The 18,368-nt window shown below is 67.3% G+C and carries 19 protein-coding genes; 13 read left to right on the forward strand and 6 right to left on the reverse strand.

What is annotated here, in order from left to right; genetic code table 11:
* Window positions 1-23 precede the first annotated feature (23 nt).
* The 9 genes from DK368_RS08820 to DK368_RS21740 all read left to right on the forward strand — a co-directional run bounded on the left by DK368_RS08820 (window position 24) and on the right by DK368_RS21740 (window position 7,833).
* Window positions 24-308 (forward strand): ribbon-helix-helix domain-containing protein, encoded by a 285-nt coding sequence (locus tag DK368_RS08820; protein WP_114393574.1) that lies wholly within the window; start codon window positions 24-26, stop codon window positions 306-308.
* Entirely contained in the window at window positions 305-607 is a 303-nt protein-coding gene (locus DK368_RS08825; RefSeq protein WP_162305943.1) for a type II toxin-antitoxin system RelE/ParE family toxin, read from the forward strand. Before DK368_RS08820 ends, DK368_RS08825 begins: the two co-directional genes overlap by 4 nt.
* Window positions 608-668: 61 nt before the next feature.
* Complete coding sequence (locus DK368_RS08830) at window positions 669-1,100, forward strand: hypothetical protein (protein ID WP_155524526.1); 432 nt, start codon at window positions 669-671, stop codon at window positions 1,098-1,100.
* Window positions 1,101-1,231: 131 nt separating this feature from the next.
* A complete protein-coding gene (rnr, locus tag DK368_RS08835; RefSeq protein WP_240002411.1) occupies window positions 1,232-3,511 on the forward strand; it encodes a ribonuclease R in 2,280 nt (759 codons plus the stop codon).
* A gap of 147 nt (window positions 3,512-3,658) precedes the next feature.
* Complete coding sequence (locus DK368_RS08840) at window positions 3,659-5,239, forward strand: S41 family peptidase (RefSeq protein WP_114393578.1); 1,581 nt, start codon at window positions 3,659-3,661, stop codon at window positions 5,237-5,239.
* A gap of 138 nt (window positions 5,240-5,377) precedes the next feature.
* On the forward strand, window positions 5,378-5,545 hold the full coding sequence (gene rpmG / locus DK368_RS08845) for a 50S ribosomal protein L33 (RefSeq protein WP_114393579.1): 168 nt from the start codon (window positions 5,378-5,380) through the stop codon (window positions 5,543-5,545).
* A 302-nt stretch (window positions 5,546-5,847) separates the two neighbouring features.
* Window positions 5,848-6,186 carry an NHLP leader peptide family RiPP precursor gene (locus tag DK368_RS08850; RefSeq protein WP_114393580.1) on the forward strand — a complete coding sequence of 113 codons (339 nt, stop codon included), beginning with the start codon at window positions 5,848-5,850 and terminating at the stop codon, window positions 6,184-6,186.
* A gap of 259 nt (window positions 6,187-6,445) precedes the next feature.
* Window positions 6,446-6,781 carry an NHLP leader peptide family RiPP precursor gene (locus tag DK368_RS08855; protein WP_114393581.1) on the forward strand — a complete coding sequence of 112 codons (336 nt, stop codon included), beginning with the start codon at window positions 6,446-6,448 and terminating at the stop codon, window positions 6,779-6,781.
* Between the two features lie 89 nt (window positions 6,782-6,870).
* Window positions 6,871-7,833 (forward strand): GNAT family N-acetyltransferase, encoded by a 963-nt coding sequence (locus DK368_RS21740; protein WP_193552272.1) that lies wholly within the window; start codon window positions 6,871-6,873, stop codon window positions 7,831-7,833.
* A 54-nt stretch (window positions 7,834-7,887) separates the two neighbouring features.
* On the opposite strand, the gene DK368_RS08865 is transcribed toward DK368_RS21740, so the two are convergent.
* Together DK368_RS08865 and DK368_RS08870 are read right to left on the reverse strand one after the other, a co-directional pair.
* Window positions 7,888-9,285: a PleD family two-component system response regulator gene (locus tag DK368_RS08865; RefSeq protein WP_114393582.1), complete on the reverse strand. Its 1,398-nt coding sequence runs from the start codon at window positions 9,283-9,285 to the stop codon at window positions 7,888-7,890.
* 36 nt (window positions 9,286-9,321) lie between these two features.
* On the reverse strand, window positions 9,322-9,735 hold the full coding sequence (locus DK368_RS08870; protein ID WP_114393583.1) for a response regulator: 414 nt from the start codon (window positions 9,733-9,735) through the stop codon (window positions 9,322-9,324).
* Between the two features lie 204 nt (window positions 9,736-9,939).
* On the opposite strand from DK368_RS08870, the gene DK368_RS08875 reads away from it, so the two are divergent.
* Entirely contained in the window at window positions 9,940-11,286 is a 1,347-nt protein-coding gene (locus DK368_RS08875; protein ID WP_114393584.1) for a DNA polymerase IV, read from the forward strand.
* Between the two features lie 3 nt (window positions 11,287-11,289).
* Here DK368_RS08875 and DK368_RS08880 read toward each other — a convergent pair whose 3' ends face one another.
* Window positions 11,290-12,060 (reverse strand): cell envelope integrity EipB family protein, encoded by a 771-nt coding sequence (locus DK368_RS08880; RefSeq protein WP_162305944.1) that lies wholly within the window; start codon window positions 12,058-12,060, stop codon window positions 11,290-11,292.
* 332 nt (window positions 12,061-12,392) lie between these two features.
* On the opposite strand from DK368_RS08880, the gene DK368_RS08885 reads away from it, so the two are divergent.
* Window positions 12,393-13,061: a GGDEF domain-containing protein gene (locus DK368_RS08885; protein WP_114393586.1), complete on the forward strand. Its 669-nt coding sequence runs from the start codon at window positions 12,393-12,395 to the stop codon at window positions 13,059-13,061.
* A 74-nt stretch (window positions 13,062-13,135) separates the two neighbouring features.
* Here the strand turns inward: DK368_RS08885 and aspS are convergent, their stop codons facing one another.
* Together aspS and DK368_RS08895 are read right to left on the reverse strand one after the other, a co-directional pair.
* On the reverse strand, window positions 13,136-14,938 hold the full coding sequence (gene aspS, locus DK368_RS08890; protein WP_114393587.1) for an aspartate--tRNA ligase: 1,803 nt from the start codon (window positions 14,936-14,938) through the stop codon (window positions 13,136-13,138).
* 117 nt (window positions 14,939-15,055) lie between these two features.
* A complete protein-coding gene (locus tag DK368_RS08895) occupies window positions 15,056-15,811 on the reverse strand; it encodes a substrate-binding periplasmic protein (RefSeq protein WP_162305945.1) in 756 nt (251 codons plus the stop codon).
* Between the two features lie 139 nt (window positions 15,812-15,950).
* Between DK368_RS08895 and rnd the strand changes: the two genes are divergently transcribed.
* Window positions 15,951-17,105, forward strand: a complete 1,155-nt coding sequence (gene rnd, locus DK368_RS08900; protein WP_114393589.1) for a ribonuclease D — start codon at window positions 15,951-15,953, stop codon at window positions 17,103-17,105.
* A gap of 44 nt (window positions 17,106-17,149) precedes the next feature.
* Here rnd and DK368_RS08905 read toward each other — a convergent pair whose 3' ends face one another.
* Entirely contained in the window at window positions 17,150-17,962 is an 813-nt protein-coding gene (locus DK368_RS08905) for a class II glutamine amidotransferase (RefSeq protein ID WP_114393590.1), read from the reverse strand.
* Between the two features lie 220 nt (window positions 17,963-18,182).
* On the opposite strand from DK368_RS08905, the gene DK368_RS08910 reads away from it, so the two are divergent.
* Window positions 18,183-18,365, forward strand: coding sequence for a CsbD family protein (locus tag DK368_RS08910; protein WP_114393591.1), 183 nt, complete (start codon window positions 18,183-18,185; stop codon window positions 18,363-18,365).
* Window positions 18,366-18,368: the final 3 nt, after the last annotated feature.

The raw sequence follows: 18,368 nt of genomic DNA on the forward strand, positions 1-18,368 counted from the left end.
TTCCCCCACCGTCGAGGCCCGGCATGTCGCCCGGAGATCTTCCCAAGATCGCCCTTACCCCCGAACTCCTGGCCACAATCAAGCAGGTCGTGGCTTCGGGTGAGTACAATTCGTCCAGTGCGGTCATCCGCGAGGCCCTGGAGCAATGGAAGGAACGGCGGGATCTGCTGGGCCATTCCATCAACAGCCTGCGCCTTCTCTGGGAGGACGGGCTGGCCAGCGGCCGCGCCGAAGAGGGCGAAGGCATGCTGGAGGTGCTGGTCAAGCGCTACCGCGTGCGCGGCAACATGCGGGGAGAGGCGCTGTGAGCTACCTTCTGACCCCCCTGGCCCAGGCCGATATCCAGTCGCTGGGCGAGGAAGCCGCCGCACGCAGCACCAGCGATGCCGCCATCCTGATGGAGCAGCTGCACCGCCGCTTCCAGCTTCTGTCGGAATTTCCGCGATCCGGCGTCGCCCGCGACGATATCCGCCCGCGCATGCGGATCATCACCAGCGGCGATCTGCTGATCCTGTACCGCATCCGCGACCGTTTCGGGGACGAGGATGTGGAGATCATCCGCATCAGTCCGGCCCAACGGCTGACCGGCGCCATCGGCCTGTTTTAAGCGACAGGGAATGGCGCGGCCCGCCGTACAAGAAGGAGATCCCGGCTCGAGGAGCGCCCCCATGCGCCTTATGCTCGCCACCCTGCTGCTGGTCCTGCCCTTCCTGCCGGTGGTGGCCCTGGCCGCCGGTGAGGAGGCCAAGTCCAACGGATTCGTGCTGCTGACCCCGCAGACGGCCGCCCTGCCGGCCGGCGCAAGCGGATCCGTCCATTCCCTGGCGGCCGGAACGGACGATCCGTCCGACAAGGCGGCCGGATGCAGGACGGTACGGACCGTCGAGGCGGGCGTGGCCATGGGCGGCGTCAGCGGCCATTACGGCGCCGCCCGAGTGGATTACGGCCGCGACGACAGGGCCTTGCGCGCCGGGGCTCCGAACCCCTGCCCCTCCTCGGGATTCGCCGCGTCGGTGGCCGTGTCCCAGTCCGACACCACGCTGCATGGCAACCACAACGACCGGCCGGCCGGCCCCTCGCCACGCCCCCCGCCGCGCTAGGACGCCGGCACAGCCGGAGGTGCGACCGGCTGACGGGACATGGCCGGGACAAGATTTCCGGCGGTTGATCTGTTATAGCCAGATCAGAAGGCGCCCCCGGCCCGTGGCCGGGCGGCACCGCTTCCCCGTGGATGATGCTGACCGCTGTGCCGAAGAAAGACGCCCCCTTCCCCACCAAGGACCAGGTCCTGGAATTCATCAAGGACAGTCCCGTCCCCGTGGGCAAGCGGGAGATCGCCCGCGCCTTCCATATCACCGGCGACAACCGCGTGCTGCTGAAGCATCTGCTGAAGGAGCTGGAGCAGGATGGCACCATCGAGAAGGGCGGCAACCGGCGGCTGGCGCCACCGGCCAGCCTGCCCGAGGTCGGCGTGCTGATCGTCACCGGCATCGACCTGGACGGGGAGACGCTGGCGCGGCCGGTCAACTGGACCGACGAGGAGAACGAACCGCCGCGCATCGTGATGATGCCGGAACGGCGCGGCCATCCCGCGCTGACCCCCGGCGACCGGGTCCTGGCCCGGCTGCAGCGCACCCATGACCGGCTGTATGAGGCCCGCACCATCCGCAAGCTGGATGGCGGCGCCGAGGCGCGCATCGTCGGCGTCTATGAGCTGGGGCGCGAGGGCGGACGCCTGCGCCCGGCCGACCGCAAGATGCGCAGCGAGTTCGTCATCCTGCCGCAGAACAGCGAGGGCGCGCGGCCGGGTGAACTGGTGGTGGCGGAGGTGCTGCCCTCGTCCCGCATGGGGCTGAAACAGGCCCGTGTGGTCGAACGGCTGGGCGGCATGGACGAGCCGCGGGCCATCAGCCTGATCGCCATCCACCAGAACGGCATTCCCACCGCCTTCCCCCGCACCGCCATCGAGGAAGCCGAAGCCGCCGCCGAACCGACGCTGGAGGGCCGCAGCGACCTGCGCGACATCCCGCTGGTCACCATCGACGGGCCGGATGCCCGCGATTTCGACGACGCCGTCTTCGCCGAAGCCGACCCGGACAATCCCGGCGGCTGGCACCTGCTGGTGGCCATCGCCGATGTCAGCTTCTATGTGCGGCCCGGCAGCGCCCTGGACCGCAGCGCCTTCGACCGCGGCAACAGCTGCTATTTCCCCGACCGGGTCGTGCCGATGCTGCCGGAAGCCCTGTCCAACGAGCTGTGCAGCCTGAAACCGCAGGTCAACCGCGCCTGTCTGGCCGTGCATCTGTGGATCGACAAGGACGGGCAGTTGAAGCGGCACCGCTTCGTCCGCGGGCTGATGCGCTCGGCCGCGCGCCTGACCTATGAGCAGGTGCAGGCCGCCCATGACGGCGCCCCGGACGAGACGACCGGGCCGCTGCTGGAGCCGGTGATCCGCCCGCTCTACGGCGCCTTCGCCCTGTTGCAGCGGGCGCGGGAAAAGCGTGGCACGCTGGAGCTGGACCTACCGGAACGCAAGGTCAGCATCGGCGCGGACGGACGGGTCGAGGCCATCACCGTGCGGGAACGCCTGGACAGCCACCGGCTGATCGAGGAGTTCATGATCGCCGCCAATGTGGCGGCCGCCGAAGCGCTGGAGGCGCGGCATGCGCCGGTGATGTACCGCGTCCATGCCGAGCCGGCCCGCGACAAGCTGGAACCGCTGCAGGACTTCCTGAAATCCATGGGCTACACCCTGGCCAAGGGCCAGGTGCTGACCCCGTCGGCCTTCACCCGCATTCTCGATAAGGCCAGGGATACCGCCGAAAGCGAGCTGATCAGCACCGTCATCCTGCGCAGCCAGGCCCAGGCCGTCTATGCCCCGGACAATATCGGTCATTTCGGGCTCGCCCTGACCCGCTACGCCCATTTCACCAGCCCGATCCGCCGCTATGCCGACCTGGTCGTCCACCGGGCGCTGGTGCGCGCCTACGGGCTGGGCGATGGCGGGCTGGAGGAACAGGAGGCGGCGTCGATGGAGAAGATCGCCGACCATATCAGCATGACCGAGCGGCGCGCGGCGGATGCCGAGCGCGACAGCCTGGACCGCTATGTGGCCGCCTATCTGGCCGACCGCGTCGGCGCCACCTTCAGCGGCAAGATCGGCGGCGTCACCCGCTTCGGCCTGTTCATCACCCTGGACGAGACCGGCGCCGACGGGCTGGTCCCCGTCTCCACCCTGCCTGACGATTTCTATGACCATGACGAGGCGCGGCACTGCCTGGTGGGACGGCGCACGGGGCGGATGTTCCGCCTGGGCACGCGCGTCCAGGTCCGGCTGCTGGAGGCCGACCCCATCGCCGGCAGCATGGTCTTCCGGCTGCTGGACGAGAGCGGCGCCGACCTTCCCCCCGGCCGCGGCCCCGCCCGTATGGGGAACCACCGGCGCAATGAAGGCCGGCGGCTGCCGCCGCCGAGCCTGGACCAGCCCAAGCCGCCGCGGCGCCGACGCTAGGCCCGGGGAGATGGCGGAGGGCTTTACCTGGGCCACCAACCTGTAGCAGAGTTGCCGCATGGTCATAGAGCCGCCGCACGTTCCCCCGTCCGCTCCCCGTGCTTCCGGCGCACGGCGGGCGGCGCGTTGCGTGCGTCCGGGGGCGGCATGCTGAGGGGCTGGGCTGCGGCGCTTCTGCTCGGGCTCGGTCTCACCGGTGCCGCGACCGCGGCGCCGCCGGACCGGGACAAGGCCGTCCAGGAGAACCCGGCCGCACGGAGCCGTGAACATCCGGCCGCCAACAGCAGCGGCGTGGCCCTGTTCACCAGCGGGTTCACCACCATCGAGGAGACCTTCCTCGATCCCGTCGATATGCGCAGGCTGACCCTGGATGGATTGAGGGGCCTGCAAAGCCTGGACCCCTCCCTGCGGTTCGAGGTCGATGGCCCCTCCCTCCAGCTTGTCAGCGGCGCGGCGGCCCTGGGGCAGTTCACCCTGCCGCCGAACAACGACCCCCGGGCCTGGGCCCTGGTCACGACACGCATCATCGAGCGTCTGCGCGCCAGCGCGTCGCCGCTGGGTGCCATCGACCGGGAGGACATCTATCAGGCCGTCTTCACCGGCATCACCGGCGATCTCGACCCCTATTCCCGCTACACCAGCCCGAAACAGGCGACCGAGGAGCGGTCGATGCGGGAGGGGTATGCCGGTGTCGGGCTGACCCTGGAGCATGTGGGGCGCCAGCACCGCATCGCCGAGATGGTCACGGGCGGGCCGGCCCAGCGGGCCGGTCTGCATGTGGGGGACTTGCTGCTGGCCATCGATGGCGAGAGCACCGTCCCCCTGACACCGGATGAGATTTCCGACCGGCTGCGCGGCCAGTCCGACACGGTGGTGCAACTCAGCATCGGCCCGTCCCTGCATCAGGCCCGGCAAGTGACGCTGCATCGCGCCTGGATCGTTCCCGATACCGTGAGCAGCGAGGTCATCGGTAAGGTCGGGCTGATCCGGATCAGCCGCTTCAACGCCTCCACCGCCGACGGGGTGCGGACGGCCGTGGCCCGGCTGCAGGCCCGCCTGGGCCGCGACGTCCATGGCTATATCCTGGATCTGCGCGGCAATCCCGGTGGCAAGCTGGACCAGGCCACCGCCGTGGCCGATCTGTTCCTGCGCGACGGTCGAATCATCAGCACCCGTGGCCGCCATCGCGGCAGCCTGCAGGAATTCGATGCCCATAGCGACGAGATCCTGGACGACAAGCCGCTGGTGGCGCTGATCGACGGACGCTCGGCCAGTGCAGCGGAAATCGTGGCGGCGGCCCTGCTGGACAGCGGCCGGGCCGTGCTGGTGGGCGCCTCCACCTTCGGCAAGGGCAGTGTCCAGACCGTCACCACCCTGCCGAACGGCGGGGAGCTGTTCCTCACCTGGTCGCGGATGTATGCGCCGAGCGGCTATACCCTGCACCGGCAGGGCGTGCAGCCCACCGTCTGCACCAGCAACGGCTTGCGCAGCGTGGATGAGGCCATGGCGTCCCTGCGTGCCAACCCGACGGTGCCGGCCTCGACCCTGGCCTTGTGGCGGATGCAGGCCCCCGAGAACGAAACGGCCCTGGCCGCCCTGCGCCAGACCTGCCCATGGAAGGAGCATGCTCCGACCCTGGATGTGGACATCGCCCGGGCGCTGCTGGACGATCCCCCCCTCTATAACCGCGCACTGGCCCGGTCGCGGACGAATATGGCGGAGCGCTAGACAGCTTTCTCCTTGACAGGGCGGCGCACATGACTAGATTGCCGCGCTACGCCGCAGCGATGCGGCACGGATTCGTAGTCACTTTTCGGCCGCGCGTGGTGCTGTGGCCGTAGCAAGGCCGCAGGTAGGGCAGGTATCATGGCGAAGCAGAATACCGTACTGATCAAGCTGGTGAGCTCCGCGGACACCGGCTTCTTCTATGTGAAGAAGAAGAACCCCCGCAAGACGACCGAGAAGCTTGAGTTCAACAAGTACGATCCGGTCGCGCGCAAGCACGTTCCGTTCAAGGAATCGAAGATGAAGTAAGCTCTGCGTTCCGCGAGCTTCTCACGATGAAAGGCCGCCCATCCGGGCGGCCTTTTTGTTTATGGCCTCGCGCCATCGGAGCGGCGTCCGCCATCCGGCCCGCATAGAAAAAACAGACCAGCAGAGTCTGAGCCATAGTCCGCCCGATTTGACCCACCGGCTCCGAACGGCCATTTTCATGACCACGCCCCGTAAACACCCGTCAATCATTCCCACAGGGAAGACAAGATGATGGCAGGGCAGTTTTAAAGTCTTTCCTTACGACACATTGATTATTAGACCTTCACGGGAGACACCGAGACATGACCCAGGATTCTGTCAATGTTTTGGATCAGGCGCGCAAGCACATTGAAGAAGCTCTGATCAAGAAGGCCGGCGAGGATGCCGGCTTCCGCGCACGCCTGCTGGCCAATCCCCATGCCGCCATCAAGGAGATGATCGGCATCGATCCCATCCCCGCCACCAAGCTGACGGTGGTCGAGGAGAAGCCCGGCGAAGTGGTCATTGTGCTGCCGGCGGCCCTGTCGAACGTGGAACTGCCGGACGATCTGCTGGACCTCGCCTCCGGCGGCACCAGCTTCAGCGCGTTCCTTCCAGCCGATTACTATATGAATCCTGAGAAGTATCGCCGGAAGAAGTAATCGGACAGCGGGACGTCACGCCTGCCGTTGGGAATGCCACCGACCATGGCCCGCCATGGATCGAGGTCGCGGCAGCCTCTGTGGGGTGGCAGTCCGATCGCAAGGCCGGGAAGGACAACACCGATGGGTCCTCCTCCCGGCCGGCTCCCAGGGTCTGCCGTGGCCTGCACGGGTTCGGCCCCGGGAATGCGTCAGCCCCCCTGCCGATCGGATGGCTTCGCCCCTTTCTTCATCGACCTTTTCAGAAGGACTGAACCGGATGAGCGGTATTTCTTCCGATGCGCTGCATCAGGCGCGCAAACACATCGAAGGCGCGCTGGTCAAGAAGGCCGGCGAGGATGCGGGCTTCCGCGCCCGCCTGCTGGCCAACCCCCATGCCGTCATCGACGAGCTGGTGGGCATGGACCCGATTCCCTCCACCAAAGTGACGGTGATCGAGGAAAAACCCGGTGAGGTGGTCATCGTGCTGCCGGCCGCCCTGTCGGGTGTGGAGCTGCCGGACGATCTGCTGGACCTTGCCTCCGGCGGCACCAGCTTCAGCGCGTTCATCCTCTATGGCCCGCCCTACCCCGACCGCAAGCCCAAGCGGGGCTGACCGCACTCTGCCGCCGGCAGCGATTTCCGCTGCCGGCGGTTCCCGGATCTGGCACAGACAGGTCCGTACCGTGACACGCAGCCGTCGCCATGATCCACGACCTGGTTATCCGCCGGATCCGCCCGGATGAAGCCGGCGTGTTCCGTGGCTTCACCTTCAAGACCTTCTCGGCTCTGCTCGCGCCGCCGGCCGTGCATGCCCCGGAACAGATCTGCCTTGGCGCCTGGGTCCAGGGCATTCCCGTCGGTCTGGCCCTTGCCGGTCCGGCCCTGTTGGCGCTTGGACGTTACCAGCTCTACTCGATCATGGTGGCCCCGGCTTGGCGCCGCCGGGGAATCGGGCGGGAACTGGTCCGGGCGGTCGCGGCTGAAACCGGGCGCCGCGGCGTCGCCACCCTGGCCACGGAATGGTCCGACCGGCTGCCCGGCGCCCACACGTTCGCGGCACTGCTGGCCGGTACGGGCTTCGGGGCACCGCAGGCGACCCTGCTGCGGGTCTCCGGACCGGTGGCCGCGGCAGAGCGGCTGTTCCGTCCGGGATTCGTTGATCGCATCCGGGCCGACGGGCTGCGGCTACGGTCCTGGCAGGACATCGGCCCGGCAGCGCAGGCATTGGCCGATACTCTGGAACGGACCGGCGGGATTCCCCCCTGGGCCAATCCCGTGTCCCAATGGCAGGAGTTGGCCCCCGACCTGTCGCTGGTCCTGACCGACACAGAAGGCAAGATCCAGGGCTGGATCATCTGCACAGCCCAGCGCGCTCTGAACCGCTGGGTCTTTCCCATCGGCTGGGTCTCCCCGGCCTATGCCAAGCGCGGCTGGCTGCTGGCCGGTGTGGCGGAGGCCGCCCGCCTGCTGATGGAGCGGTACGGTCCCGATGCACGCGTGGCCCTGGAAACCAGCCCCCATACCCCCGCCATGTGGCAGATCCTGGAACGGCAGTTCACGCCAGTGGCCCAATGGTCGGACCGCCTGCTTACCGCCTCTGTCACGGTCGACACGATGCAGCCCGCCGCGATGGAGACGACCGCGGCAGCCCCCGGATCCCCATAGAGACATCGCGCAGGCGCGCACGGCCCGAACAATGCCTGAGCGAACCGATCCGACCTAAGCCGCACCCGCGACGTCGGCCACCACCTTGTTGCGGCCCGAGCGCTTGGCCTGATAGAGGGCCACATCGGCGCGCCGCAGCAGACTTTCGCCGGTTTCCACATGCCCGTCGGGACCGGCTTCGGCCACGGCCACCCCGATGCTGATGGATACCCCGATCTCGCCGACGGGCGCCCCCACCTTGAACCCTTCGTCACTGATGCGGCTGCGCAGCCGCTCCGCCACCACCAGAGCCTGAGTCAGGTCGGTGTCCGGCATGACCACGACGAATTCCTCACCCCCCAGCCGCGCCACCAGATCGAAGTTGCGCAGATTGCGACCGGCCCGGCCGGCAACCTCCTTCAGCACCTCGTCGCCGATGGCATGACCATAGCTGTCATTGACCAGCTTGAAATGGTCGATGTCGAACAGCAGGGCCGCCACCGGCTTGGCATTCTCGCGGCCACGGTCGAGCAGGCGCGGCAGATGGGCCGAAAGATAGCGGCGGTTGAACAGGCCGGTCAGGCTGTCGGTCAGCGCCAGGCTGAGGCTCTGTTCGTAATTGGCACGCAGCCGATCCTGGTAACGCTTGCGCCGGACCTGGGTCCGGGCCCTGGCCAGCAGCTCGTTGCGGTCGATCGGTTTGATCAGATAGTCGTTGGCGCCGAGTTCGAGCCCCTTGGCCACCCGGTCCATGTCGGCCTCGTCCGCCAGCAGCAGCACCGGCGCCTGCCGGGTGCGCTCGTGGCTGCGCAGCTGCGAACACAGACGCAGGCCATCCTCGCGCAGCAGGGTCAGGCTGACGATGATCAGCTCGAACTCCTCCTGCTGCGCCCGCTCCAGGGCAGCACCACAACTCTCCAGCGCCACCACGCTGCTGCGGTCCCGGGCCAGCGTCTCGCCGATCTTGTCACGGTCGATGGCGCTGTCTTCCACCACCAGAATCCGCGCGCCCTCGGCCGACTGGGTCTGCACGGAGTCGGTCGAGACCAGCACCCCCAATTGTCCCGAGGTGCTTTCGCGCAGGCGCCACTCGTCCATCATCATCTTCAGCCGCACCAGCGAGCGGACGCGGGCGAACAGGGCCACATCGTTGACCGGCTTGGTCAGGAAATCGTCCGCCCCGGCCTCCAGGCCGCGCACCCGGTCGGCAGCGTCGGACAGGGCTGTGACCATGACCACCGGGATATGCATGATGGCGGGATCGGAACGGATGCGCTCACAGACCTCGAACCCGTCCATGCCCGGCATCATCACGTCGAGAAGAACGATGTCCGGCTGGTGATCCCGGATTCGGTCCAATGCCTCCGGCCCGCTGCTGGCGGTGATGACATCGAAGTACTCCCGCGTCAGCTTGGCGGCGAGCAGCTTCACATTGGGAAGGACGTCATCTACGACCAGAACCCGTGCCGACATGTGTGCTCTTACCTATCGGCCCGGTCCAGGCCGGGCTCATCCAAGAAATTGTCCAATCGTCTGCAGAAAGCCTGCCACCGAGATGGGCTTGGCGATATACCCCTCGCACCCGCCCTGGCGGATCTTTTCCTCATCCCCTTTCATGGCAAAAGCAGTGACGGCGACCACAGGGATGCCCCGCAGCTCGTCATCCTCTTTGATCCATTTGGTGACTTCAAGGCCGGATACCTCCGGCAGTTGAATATCCATCAGGATGAGGTCCGGGCGGTGCTCACGCGCCAGGCGCAGGGCATCCATCCCATCCTTGGTCTGTAGTGTGCGGTAGCCGTGAGCCTCCAGGAGATCGTGGAAGAGCTTCATGTTCAGCTCATTGTCCTCGACGATCAGCACCCGCTTGCAGGGAGCTGTTTCGACGGACGCAGAGCCAGCCCTTGAAATGTCGGCACACATTACGATGCTCCCGGACCCCACACAACAGGGACGGAACGGCCATGGCACTTCGCCCCGACCATCCCGTGCGCTACATTCCAGTGATAGCGCCCAAACGTTAAACGCGCCTTACCCCTTTTGAGCGGAACGAACCGACCGTATCCCGGTCTGGATGCCACCGGGCTGAGCCGGGTCCCACGAGGCCGGATCCAATCGAGCAACCCCATGTCGACTTCGCCGGTAAACGCGACCGATCCCAGCCGGAACTGCCTGTGCCGGACCTGCGGGCGCCTGTTGCCGTCCGGCACCCGGCGCTGCCCGGCCTGTGCCGGCACCCGCATCCTGTCGCACCCTGACGTGCAGGGGTTGGGCATCGCCCATCTGGACTGCGATTCCTTCTATGCCAGTGTGGAGAAGCGGGACGATCCGACCCTGCGCGACCAGCCCGTGATCGTCGGCGGCGGACAGCGCGGCGTGGTGTCCGCCTGCTGCTACGTGGCCCGCATGTATGGCGTGCGCTCGGCCATGCCGATGTTCAAGGCCCGCCAACTCTGTCCCGATGCCGTCGTCATCCGGCCGGACATGCGAAAATATGCCGCTGTCGGCCGGCAAGTGCGGCGGTTACTGGAGTCGGCCACTCCCCTGGTCGAACCCCTGTCCATCGACGAGGCCTTCCTCGACTTGACAGGCACCGAGCAACTGCATGGCGGCAGCCCGGCCCAGACCCTGATCCGGCTGGTCCGGCGCATTGAAACGGAGATCGGCATCACCGCCTCGGTTGGACTGTCCTACAACAAGTTCCTGGCCAAGGTGGCCTCGGACCTGGACAAGCCGCGGGGATTCGCCGTCATCGGCCGGGCCGACGCCCTGTCCTTCCTGGAGGGCAAGCCCGTCTCCATCATCTGGGGCGTGGGCCGGGCCTTGCAGAAGAGGCTGGAGGCCGACGGGATACGGACAGTGGGCCAGTTGCGGGACAGCGATCCGCTGCTGCTGATGCGGCGCTACGGGACCATCGGGCAGAGGCTCTGGCACTTCGCCCGCGGCGAAGACAACCGGACCGTCACGCCGAACGCTCCGGCCAAGAGCATCTCGGCGGAAACCACCTTCGACCGCGACCTCTCGGACGGCGATGCGCTGCGCCGGGCCCTGTGGCCGCTGGCGGAGACCGTGGCCCGGCGGCTGAAGGCCGCCGATCTGGCCGGCCTTACCGTGACGCTGAAGCTGAAATCCGCCGACTTCCACCTGCGCAGCCGCAGCCACCGCCTGCCGTCGCCGACCCAACTGGCCGACCGTCTCTATCAGATGGGGTGCGACCTGCTGCGGCCGGAACTGGACGGGACACCGTTCCGCCTGATCGGCATCGGCTGCGCCGACCTGCGTTCCGGCGCCGATGCCGATCCGCCCGATCTGGCCGATCCGGACCTGGCCCGGCGCAAGCGGGTGGAACAGGTCATCGATCAGGTGCGCGCCAAGCTGGGAACCGGTGCCATCCTGAAAGGGCGCGGCCTGGGCGCCCGCAGCCCCCGTGGGCCGGACAGCGCCGATGATGGGACCACGGACGAGGAGGAGTGAGGTTCAGCAGGGCGGCTTCGGTGCCGCTTCCAGGCTCTCCAGCCGCACATCCACCTTGAAGTCGCCATAGTCGATCTGCATCGAGCGGACGACGCCATTTTCCAGAAGGGTCAGATTGGACTCATACTCCGGCAGAGGCTCCCGGGAGTCGGTCGGGAAAAAGGCCATGTAGACCCGGTGCGCCCTGGCCTGCAGCAGGTCCGTCCCTTTGACGTCGGCCGGTGCCGGCGTCACCATTCTGCCCAGCAGGGCGCCGACATCGCTGGCCCCCTCGGCTTCTGCCCCGTCGAACACCGGCGCCGAGACATACAGGCCCGGCTGCCCCCGGGACAGCAGGTGGAGCGTGTGGGCCGTGGGGAACATGGTGCCGGGCTTCAGCGTCACCTCGTGCGGTTCCGGCAGCACATAGCGGGCCGTCCCGCCCTTGTCGCCGTCCAGCCTGGCTTCGCCCTTCAGCTCCTCATCCAGCTCGCCGTTGGTGCTCTTGCGCACATTGAAGCGATAGGCGCGGCCGTCCTTGGATTCCCAGGTCACATAGCTGGTGTTGAGATCGACCTGCTCCCCCTCGGCGTAGGTGAATTTCACCTGGAAACGCTGCTCGATGGTCCAGGCATCGCAGGCGTCGGCCCAGGTGAAGGTCATGCTGCCGTCGACCCCGGCCACCGAACTCTGAGAGCGGGCATTGGCCAGGCTCAGCTTGTAGGTGGCTTGATGCGGCGCGATGGTAACGACAGCGGCCTGGACGGTGGACGGCAACAGCAGGGCGGCCGCCACCACAAGGCACCGAAGGCCGGCCGCGGCGGAAGAAGCGGGTTTCATCTCGGACACGCGGAACCATCGGGCAGCGGGAACGGTCGGTCATTGTCCCTGATCCCCGGTACGACGCAAGGGAATTTGCGCGAATGCACCGGAACGGGTACCGCCAACCGCAGCCCCCATCCCGGCAACACTTGCCGGCGGCCGGCAGTTTCTACCCGGCCGCCCGGGGCACCGACTCGGCCAGCGGCCATGCATATCCTAGTGTGCGCGGCAGAAAGATTGCATTTTAGCTTTGGCATGTCGTTTGCGACGTCCGATCGGCAGACGTTTCGATCAGGAGCTCGGACATGGGTCCGCTGGATGTCGCCATTGCCCCCCTGCTCACCGGTTCACCGGGCATTCCCCTGGATGCGCCGTTGGCCCGAACCCGCCCCAGCCTGTCGGAAGGAAGCCGCCTGCGCCTCGCCATCCGCCAGTTGCGGGAGGCCGAAGCGCTGATCGCCCGGCAGCAGGCGCGGATCACCGAACTGGAGAAGCTGTCCACCACCGACGTGCTGACCGGCCTGTTGAACCGCCGCGGCTTCGCCGAGGCGTTCCAGCGTGTACTGGCCGACGCGCGCCGCAGCCAGCGCGGTGGCGCCCTGATCTTCGTCGATCTCGATGGATTCAAGGCCATCAATGACCGCAACGGCCACGCCTGCGGCGATGCCTATCTGCAAAGGGCGGCCACGGTCCTGCGCGATCATGTCCGGGGACACGATCTGGTGGCGCGGCTGGGGGGAGACGAGTTCGCCGTGGTGCTGACCGGCAGCACCCCCGCCGCCGCGCGCTCCCGCGCCACCCATCTCGCCGCCCTGTTCCACGGCCGGACCTGCTGCTGGCAGGGCGAGGCCCTGCCATTGCGGGCCAGTTTCGGCCTCCAGCCCTTTGCGCCCGGTGACGCCGTCGACGCGGTTCTGGCGGCGGCCGACGCCGCCATGTACCGGATGAAGCAGGCCCGCCGGGCCATCGCCTGATCCGGCCCGGCACAAGAAAACGCCGCCCGGATCGTCTCCGGGCGGCGTTCGTGCGTCCACCGGTACCCTTGCTGTCAGGCCGTGGCCTTCTTCGGCAGGTCGAGCTTGATATGCAGCTCTTTCAGCCGGTCCGGCGTGACCGTGTTCGGCGCCTGCATCAGCAGATCCTCGGCCCGCTGGTTCAGCGGGAAGACGATGACCTCGCGGATGTTCGGCTCGTCGGCCAGCAGCATGACCATACGGTCGATGCCCGGGGCCGAGCCGCCGTGCGGCGGGGCGCCCAGCTTGAACGCCGACAGCATGCCGCCGAACTTGGCCTCCAGCACCTCCGGCGGATAGCCGGCGATCTCGAAGGCCTTGTACATGATCTCCGGCATGTGGTTCCGGATGGCGCCCGACGACAGTTCCACGCCGTTGCAGACGATGTCGTACTGGTAGGCCTTGATGGTCAGCGGATCGCGGTTCAGCAGCGCGTCCAGACCGCCCTGGGGCATGCTGAACGGGTTGTGGCTGAAATCGACCTTCTTGCGCTCCTCGTCATACTCGAACATCGGGAAGTCGACGATCCAGCAGAACTCGAAGCGGTTCTTGTCGATCAGATCCAGGCGGTTGGCGATCTCCGTGCGGGCCAGACCGGCCAGCTTGGCGGCCGGGCCGGCCTGATCGCAGACGAAGAACACGGCATCGCCGTCCTGGCAGCCGGTCAGGCCGCGCAAGGCCCCCTGGGCCGCCTCCGGCACGAACTTGGCGATGGGGCCGGCACCGGCGCCGTCCTTGAACAGGATGTAGCCGAGGCCTGGAGCGCCCAGGCCGCGGGCCCAGTCGTTGAGCTTGTCGAAGAAGCTGCGCGGCTGCTCGGCCACGGCCGGCACGCGGATGGCGCGCACCACCCCGCCCTTCTCCACCACGCCCTTGAAGGCCTTGAACTCCACATCGTCACGCGTGAACACGGACGTCACGTCGGTGATCAGCAGCGGGTTGCGCAGATCCGGCTTGTCGGAGCCGTATTTCAGCATCGCCTCGTCATAGGGGATGCGGACGAAGGGATAGGCGCTGACCGACTTCTTGGTGCCGGTGAAGCCGCTGAACTCCTCGAAGATGCCGTGGATCACCGGCTCGATGGCGGCGAACACGTCCTCCTGGGTGACGAAGCTCATCTCGAAGTCGAGCTGGTAGAACTCGCCCGGCGAGCGGTCGGCGCGGCTGTCCTCGTCACGGAAACAGGGGGCGATCTGGAAATAGCGGTCGAAGCCCGACACCATCAGCAGCTGCTTGAACTGCTGCGGCGCCTGGGGCAGCGCGTAGAACTTGCCGGGATGGTTGCGCGACGGCACCAGGAAGTCGCGCGCGCCCTCGGGGCTGCTGGCCGTCAGGATCGGGGTCTGGAACTCGACGAAGCCCTGCTCGATCATGCGGCGGCGGGCCGAGGCGATGACATGGCTGCGCAGCAGGATGTTGCGCTGCATCTTCTCGCGGCGCAGATCCAGGAAGCGGTAGCGCAGGCGGAACTCCTCGCCGGCATCCTGTTCGCTGTTGACCTGCAGCGGCAGCGGATCGGCGACCGACTGCACGGCCAGATCCTGCACCTGCACTTCGATATGGCCGGTCGGCAGCTTGTCGTTGATGGTCTCGGCCGTGCGCTTCACCACCTTGCCGGTCACGGTGATGACCGACTCCAGGCGCAGACCCTCGGCGGTCTTGAAGTGGGGACCGGAAATGTCCAGCACGCACTGGGTGATGCCGTAATGGTCCCGCAGGTCCACGAACAGCAGCTGCCCATGGTCGCGCTTGCGGTGAATCCAGCCGGACAGGCGGACGATCTCGCCGGCATTCTCCTGCCGGAGCTGGCCACAATTATGAGTGCGGTACTGGTGCATCGTCGGGACCGATCTCGAGAAAAGGCAAGGTGGCCCGCGGTCCTCCGACCGCAGGCAATGGTGCGCAACACCGCACGGAACCGCCGATCTTGTCAAGGTGCCGCTGGCGCAGCGATTTCATACCTCGTCGCGCCAGCGGGCGATGATGCGGGCCAGCGTGCCGTCCTGGCGGATCATCTCCAGGCCCTGGGCGAGGCGTGCCGCCTTCTCCTCCCGCCCCCGTGGCAGTGCGATGTAGCGGGGGACTTCGGCCAGCACCGTGGGCAGGAAACGGATACGGTCGCCGAGTCCCTCCCGCCGGGCCACCCAGGCCAGGGCCACGCGATCCCCCACCACCGCATCGACCCCGCCGGTCACCAGCTTGCGCAGCGACTGGGCGACGGAAACGGACTCCTCGCGGGTGAAGCCTCTGGCCGCATCGAAATCCGGCGTATAAAGAAAACCGCGCACGGTGCCCACGGTGCGCCCATGCAGGCTGTCGAGTCCGCTGAAGACGAGGCGGCTCTCCTTCGGGACCGCCAGCACCGTCTGGCCGGTCCGGAAGGGACCGACCATCAGATACCGCTCGAACCGGGCCGGAACACCGACCATCTGCACCACGACATCGGCGTCGCCACGATCAAGAGCAGCCAGGACCCGCGGCCAGGGCAGGGTCCGGAATTCCCAGTCGACCCCGATCCGGCCCAATATGGCCTGCACGATCTCCAGATCCATGCCGGAGAAGCGATCACCATCGCGGAAATTATAGGGCGGGAAGGTATCGTCGAAATAGACGGACCAGCGCTCCCGCGCCAATGTCCGCCGCCCCATCAGCAGTCCGCCGCAAAGGGCGGCCAGACCACCCAGGACACGCCGCCGCCTTACGTCGCTCATCCCCCCGCCACACTCCATCCGGCCTGACAACCCACCGCATACAGGTATAACTTTTCCGGCTTTTTTAGCAAAGCCGCTTGCCGCCCGTGTCGAGAGACCCTTGGTTCCCCGGCACCGGGTCGTGTATCTACGGGGAACCATGACTCTGATCACCACCACCGACGCTCTCACCGCCTTCATCCGCAGCCTTCAGGGTGCCGACTACGTCACCGTCGACACCGAGTTCATGCGAGAGAAGACCTATTGGCCTCAGCTCTGCCTGGTCCAGGTGGCCGGCCCCGAGGCCGCCGCCGCCATCGACCCGCTGGCACCGGGCATGGACCTGACGCCGCTGTTCGAGCTGATGGACGATCCGTCGGTGCTGAAGGTGTTCCATGCCGCCCGCCAGGATGTGGAGATCTTCTTCCACCTGACCGGCAAGATCCCCACGCCACTGTTCGATACCCAGGTGGCGGCCATGGTCTGCGGCTTCGGTGATTCCGTGGGCTATGAAACGCTGATCACCAAGCTGACCCCGGCCCGCATCGACAAATCCAGCCGCTTCACCGACTGGTCGCAGCGCCCCCTGACCGACCGGCAGCTGCAATATGCGCTGTCGGATGTGACGCATCTGCGCCCGGCCTTCGAGAAGCTGCGCAAGCGCCTGGCCAAGACCGGGCGGGAACACTGGCTGACCGACGAGATGGCGGTTCTGACCGACCCGGCCACCTATACGCTGACGCCGGAGGATTCCTGGAAGCGGCTGAAGGTGCGCACGGAGAAGCCGCGGTTCCTGGCCATCCTCAAGGAGGTGGCGGCCTGGCGCGAGCGCGAGGCCCAGCGCAAGGATCTGCCGCGCCAGCGCGTGCTGCGCGACGAGGCACTGGTGGAGATCGCCGCCCACGCCCCGGCCACCCCGGACCAGCTGGCCCGCACCCGCGGCCTGGGCGAGAATCTGGCGCGCGGCCGCTATGGCACCGAGCTGCTGGCGACGGTGCAGACGGCCCTGGCCATTCCGGACAGCCAGCTGCCGCGCCCCGAGCCGCGGGTCGAGCCGGCACCGGGCATCGCCCCCATCGTCGAGCTTCTGCGCGTGCTGCTGAAGATGGTCTGCGACGAGAGCGAGGTGGCCAGCCGGCTGGTGGCCAATGCCGCCGACCTGGAGGCCATCGCCGGTGACGATGAGGCCGATGTGCCGGCCCTGCGCGGCTGGCGGCGGGAGCTGTTCGGCGAAGCCGCCCTGCGGCTGAAGCAGGGCCAGCTGGCGCTGGCCATCGCCGGCAAGAAGGTCAAGCTGGTGGAACTGGGAAACTGAAGCCGGAGGCCGCCGGCATCCGGCGAGATGAGTCACTCACGACGTCACGGTCCGAAGGGGACCACCTCCACCCGGCCGGCCTCGGCGGTGAGGAAGCTGCCCTCCGGCACTTCCGTCCAGGTATTGGCATCCTCGTCCAGCGGCTCCGACAGCACCAGCACGCCGTCGCTGCCGCGGGCGAAGCGCACCGTGCCCTGGGAGCATTCGGCCACGCTGCCATGGGCCCAGTACAGGCTGGGCGACTTGCCGTCGCTGGACCAGCGCACGGCGTTGATGCGGCGCCCGTCGGTATAGGCTGCCGTCATGCGGAACGGTTCGCGCACCCCCTCCTCCCGCATCAGGCCGAGGATGGTGGCCAGCATGCGCCGGAATGCCCCCATGGGGTCGTCAGCCAGCCCGTCGCCCAGGGCCAGATAGAACAGGGCCTCGCTGTCGGTCGAGCCCTCCCGGTGCTTGTAGAGGCGTTTGTCGATGCGCCGCTCCACCCCCTGGCGCAGATCGGACCAGCCGCCGACCTGGCCATTGTGCATGAACAGCGACCGGTCATAGCGGAAGGGATGGCAGTTCAGCCGGGCCGTGGCCGGACCTGTGGAGGCACGCACATGGGCGAAGAACAGGGGGGAGCGGATCTGCTCTGCCAGGGAGCGCAGATTGGCATCGTTCCAGGCCGGCATGGTGTCCCGGTAGAGGCCGGGGCGCGGCAGGTCGCCATACCAGCCCAGGCCGAACCCGTCGCCATTGGTGGGGGCGACGCTGCGCTGGGCCGACAGGGACTGGCGGATCAGCGAATTGCACGGCTTGAACAGCAGCGTGTCCATGGCGATCGGTTCACCGCCATAGGCGAGCCACCGGCACATCGCATCATCCTTTCGCAACCCACATCGACCAAGCCAGCCTAGACAGGCTGATGTGGCGGAACAAGGGCGCAAGCAACAGCGGTCCCGGCTGCCCCGCATTGTCCTGCCCGGATCGTGCCCCGGCGCCCCCGCTCCTTTCCGGCCCTCCGGCACTTTCTCGCGGCTGAACTGTTGATCTTTGTGAAGCCGCCACAGCGCGGCTGTTGCAAAGGAGCAGATCATGGCGAATGAAGACAAGATCCGCGGTCGCGGCCAGGAACTGAAGGGCGATGTGAAGCAAACGGCCGGCGACGCTCTGGGCAATGACGATCTCCGCCGTGAAGGTACGACCGACAAGGCCAAGGGCAAGGTCAACCAGGTCAAAGGGGACGTGAAGGACGCCATCGACGATCTGAAGCGCTGAACC

Origin of the sequence: Oleisolibacter albus, assembly GCF_003336875.1 — a bacterium.
In the GTDB taxonomy this organism is placed as follows: domain Bacteria; phylum Pseudomonadota; class Alphaproteobacteria; order Azospirillales; family Azospirillaceae; genus Niveispirillum; species Niveispirillum album.

Excerpts from the sequence above, each read along its gene's own strand:
- DK368_RS08820 (WP_114393574.1), top strand. The coding sequence starts at position 24 with ATGTCGCCCGGAGATCTTCCCAAGATCGCCCTTACCCCCGAACTCCTG.
- DK368_RS08830 (WP_155524526.1), top strand. The coding sequence starts at position 669 with ATGCGCCTTATGCTCGCCACCCTGCTGCTGGTCCTGCCCTTCCTGCCG.
- rnr (WP_240002411.1), top strand. The coding sequence starts at position 1,232 with ATGATGCTGACCGCTGTGCCGAAGAAAGACGCCCCCTTCCCCACCAAG.
- DK368_RS08840 (WP_114393578.1), top strand. The coding sequence starts at position 3,659 with ATGCTGAGGGGCTGGGCTGCGGCGCTTCTGCTCGGGCTCGGTCTCACC.
- rpmG (WP_114393579.1), top strand. The coding sequence starts at position 5,378 with ATGGCGAAGCAGAATACCGTACTGATCAAGCTGGTGAGCTCCGCGGAC.
- DK368_RS08850 (WP_114393580.1), top strand. The coding sequence starts at position 5,848 with ATGACCCAGGATTCTGTCAATGTTTTGGATCAGGCGCGCAAGCACATT.
- DK368_RS08855 (WP_114393581.1), top strand. The coding sequence starts at position 6,446 with ATGAGCGGTATTTCTTCCGATGCGCTGCATCAGGCGCGCAAACACATC.
- DK368_RS21740 (WP_193552272.1), top strand. The coding sequence starts at position 6,871 with ATGATCCACGACCTGGTTATCCGCCGGATCCGCCCGGATGAAGCCGGC.
- DK368_RS08865 (WP_114393582.1), bottom strand. The coding sequence starts at position 9,285 with ATGTCGGCACGGGTTCTGGTCGTAGATGACGTCCTTCCCAATGTGAAG.
- DK368_RS08870 (WP_114393583.1), bottom strand. The coding sequence starts at position 9,735 with ATGTGTGCCGACATTTCAAGGGCTGGCTCTGCGTCCGTCGAAACAGCT.
- DK368_RS08875 (WP_114393584.1), top strand. The coding sequence starts at position 9,940 with ATGTCGACTTCGCCGGTAAACGCGACCGATCCCAGCCGGAACTGCCTG.
- DK368_RS08885 (WP_114393586.1), top strand. The coding sequence starts at position 12,393 with ATGGGTCCGCTGGATGTCGCCATTGCCCCCCTGCTCACCGGTTCACCG.
- aspS (WP_114393587.1), bottom strand. The coding sequence starts at position 14,938 with ATGCACCAGTACCGCACTCATAATTGTGGCCAGCTCCGGCAGGAGAAT.
- DK368_RS08895 (WP_162305945.1), bottom strand. The coding sequence starts at position 15,811 with ATGAGCGACGTAAGGCGGCGGCGTGTCCTGGGTGGTCTGGCCGCCCTT.
- rnd (WP_114393589.1), top strand. The coding sequence starts at position 15,951 with ATGACTCTGATCACCACCACCGACGCTCTCACCGCCTTCATCCGCAGC.
- DK368_RS08905 (WP_114393590.1), bottom strand. The coding sequence starts at position 17,962 with ATGTGCCGGTGGCTCGCCTATGGCGGTGAACCGATCGCCATGGACACG.
- DK368_RS08910 (WP_114393591.1), top strand. The coding sequence starts at position 18,183 with ATGGCGAATGAAGACAAGATCCGCGGTCGCGGCCAGGAACTGAAGGGC.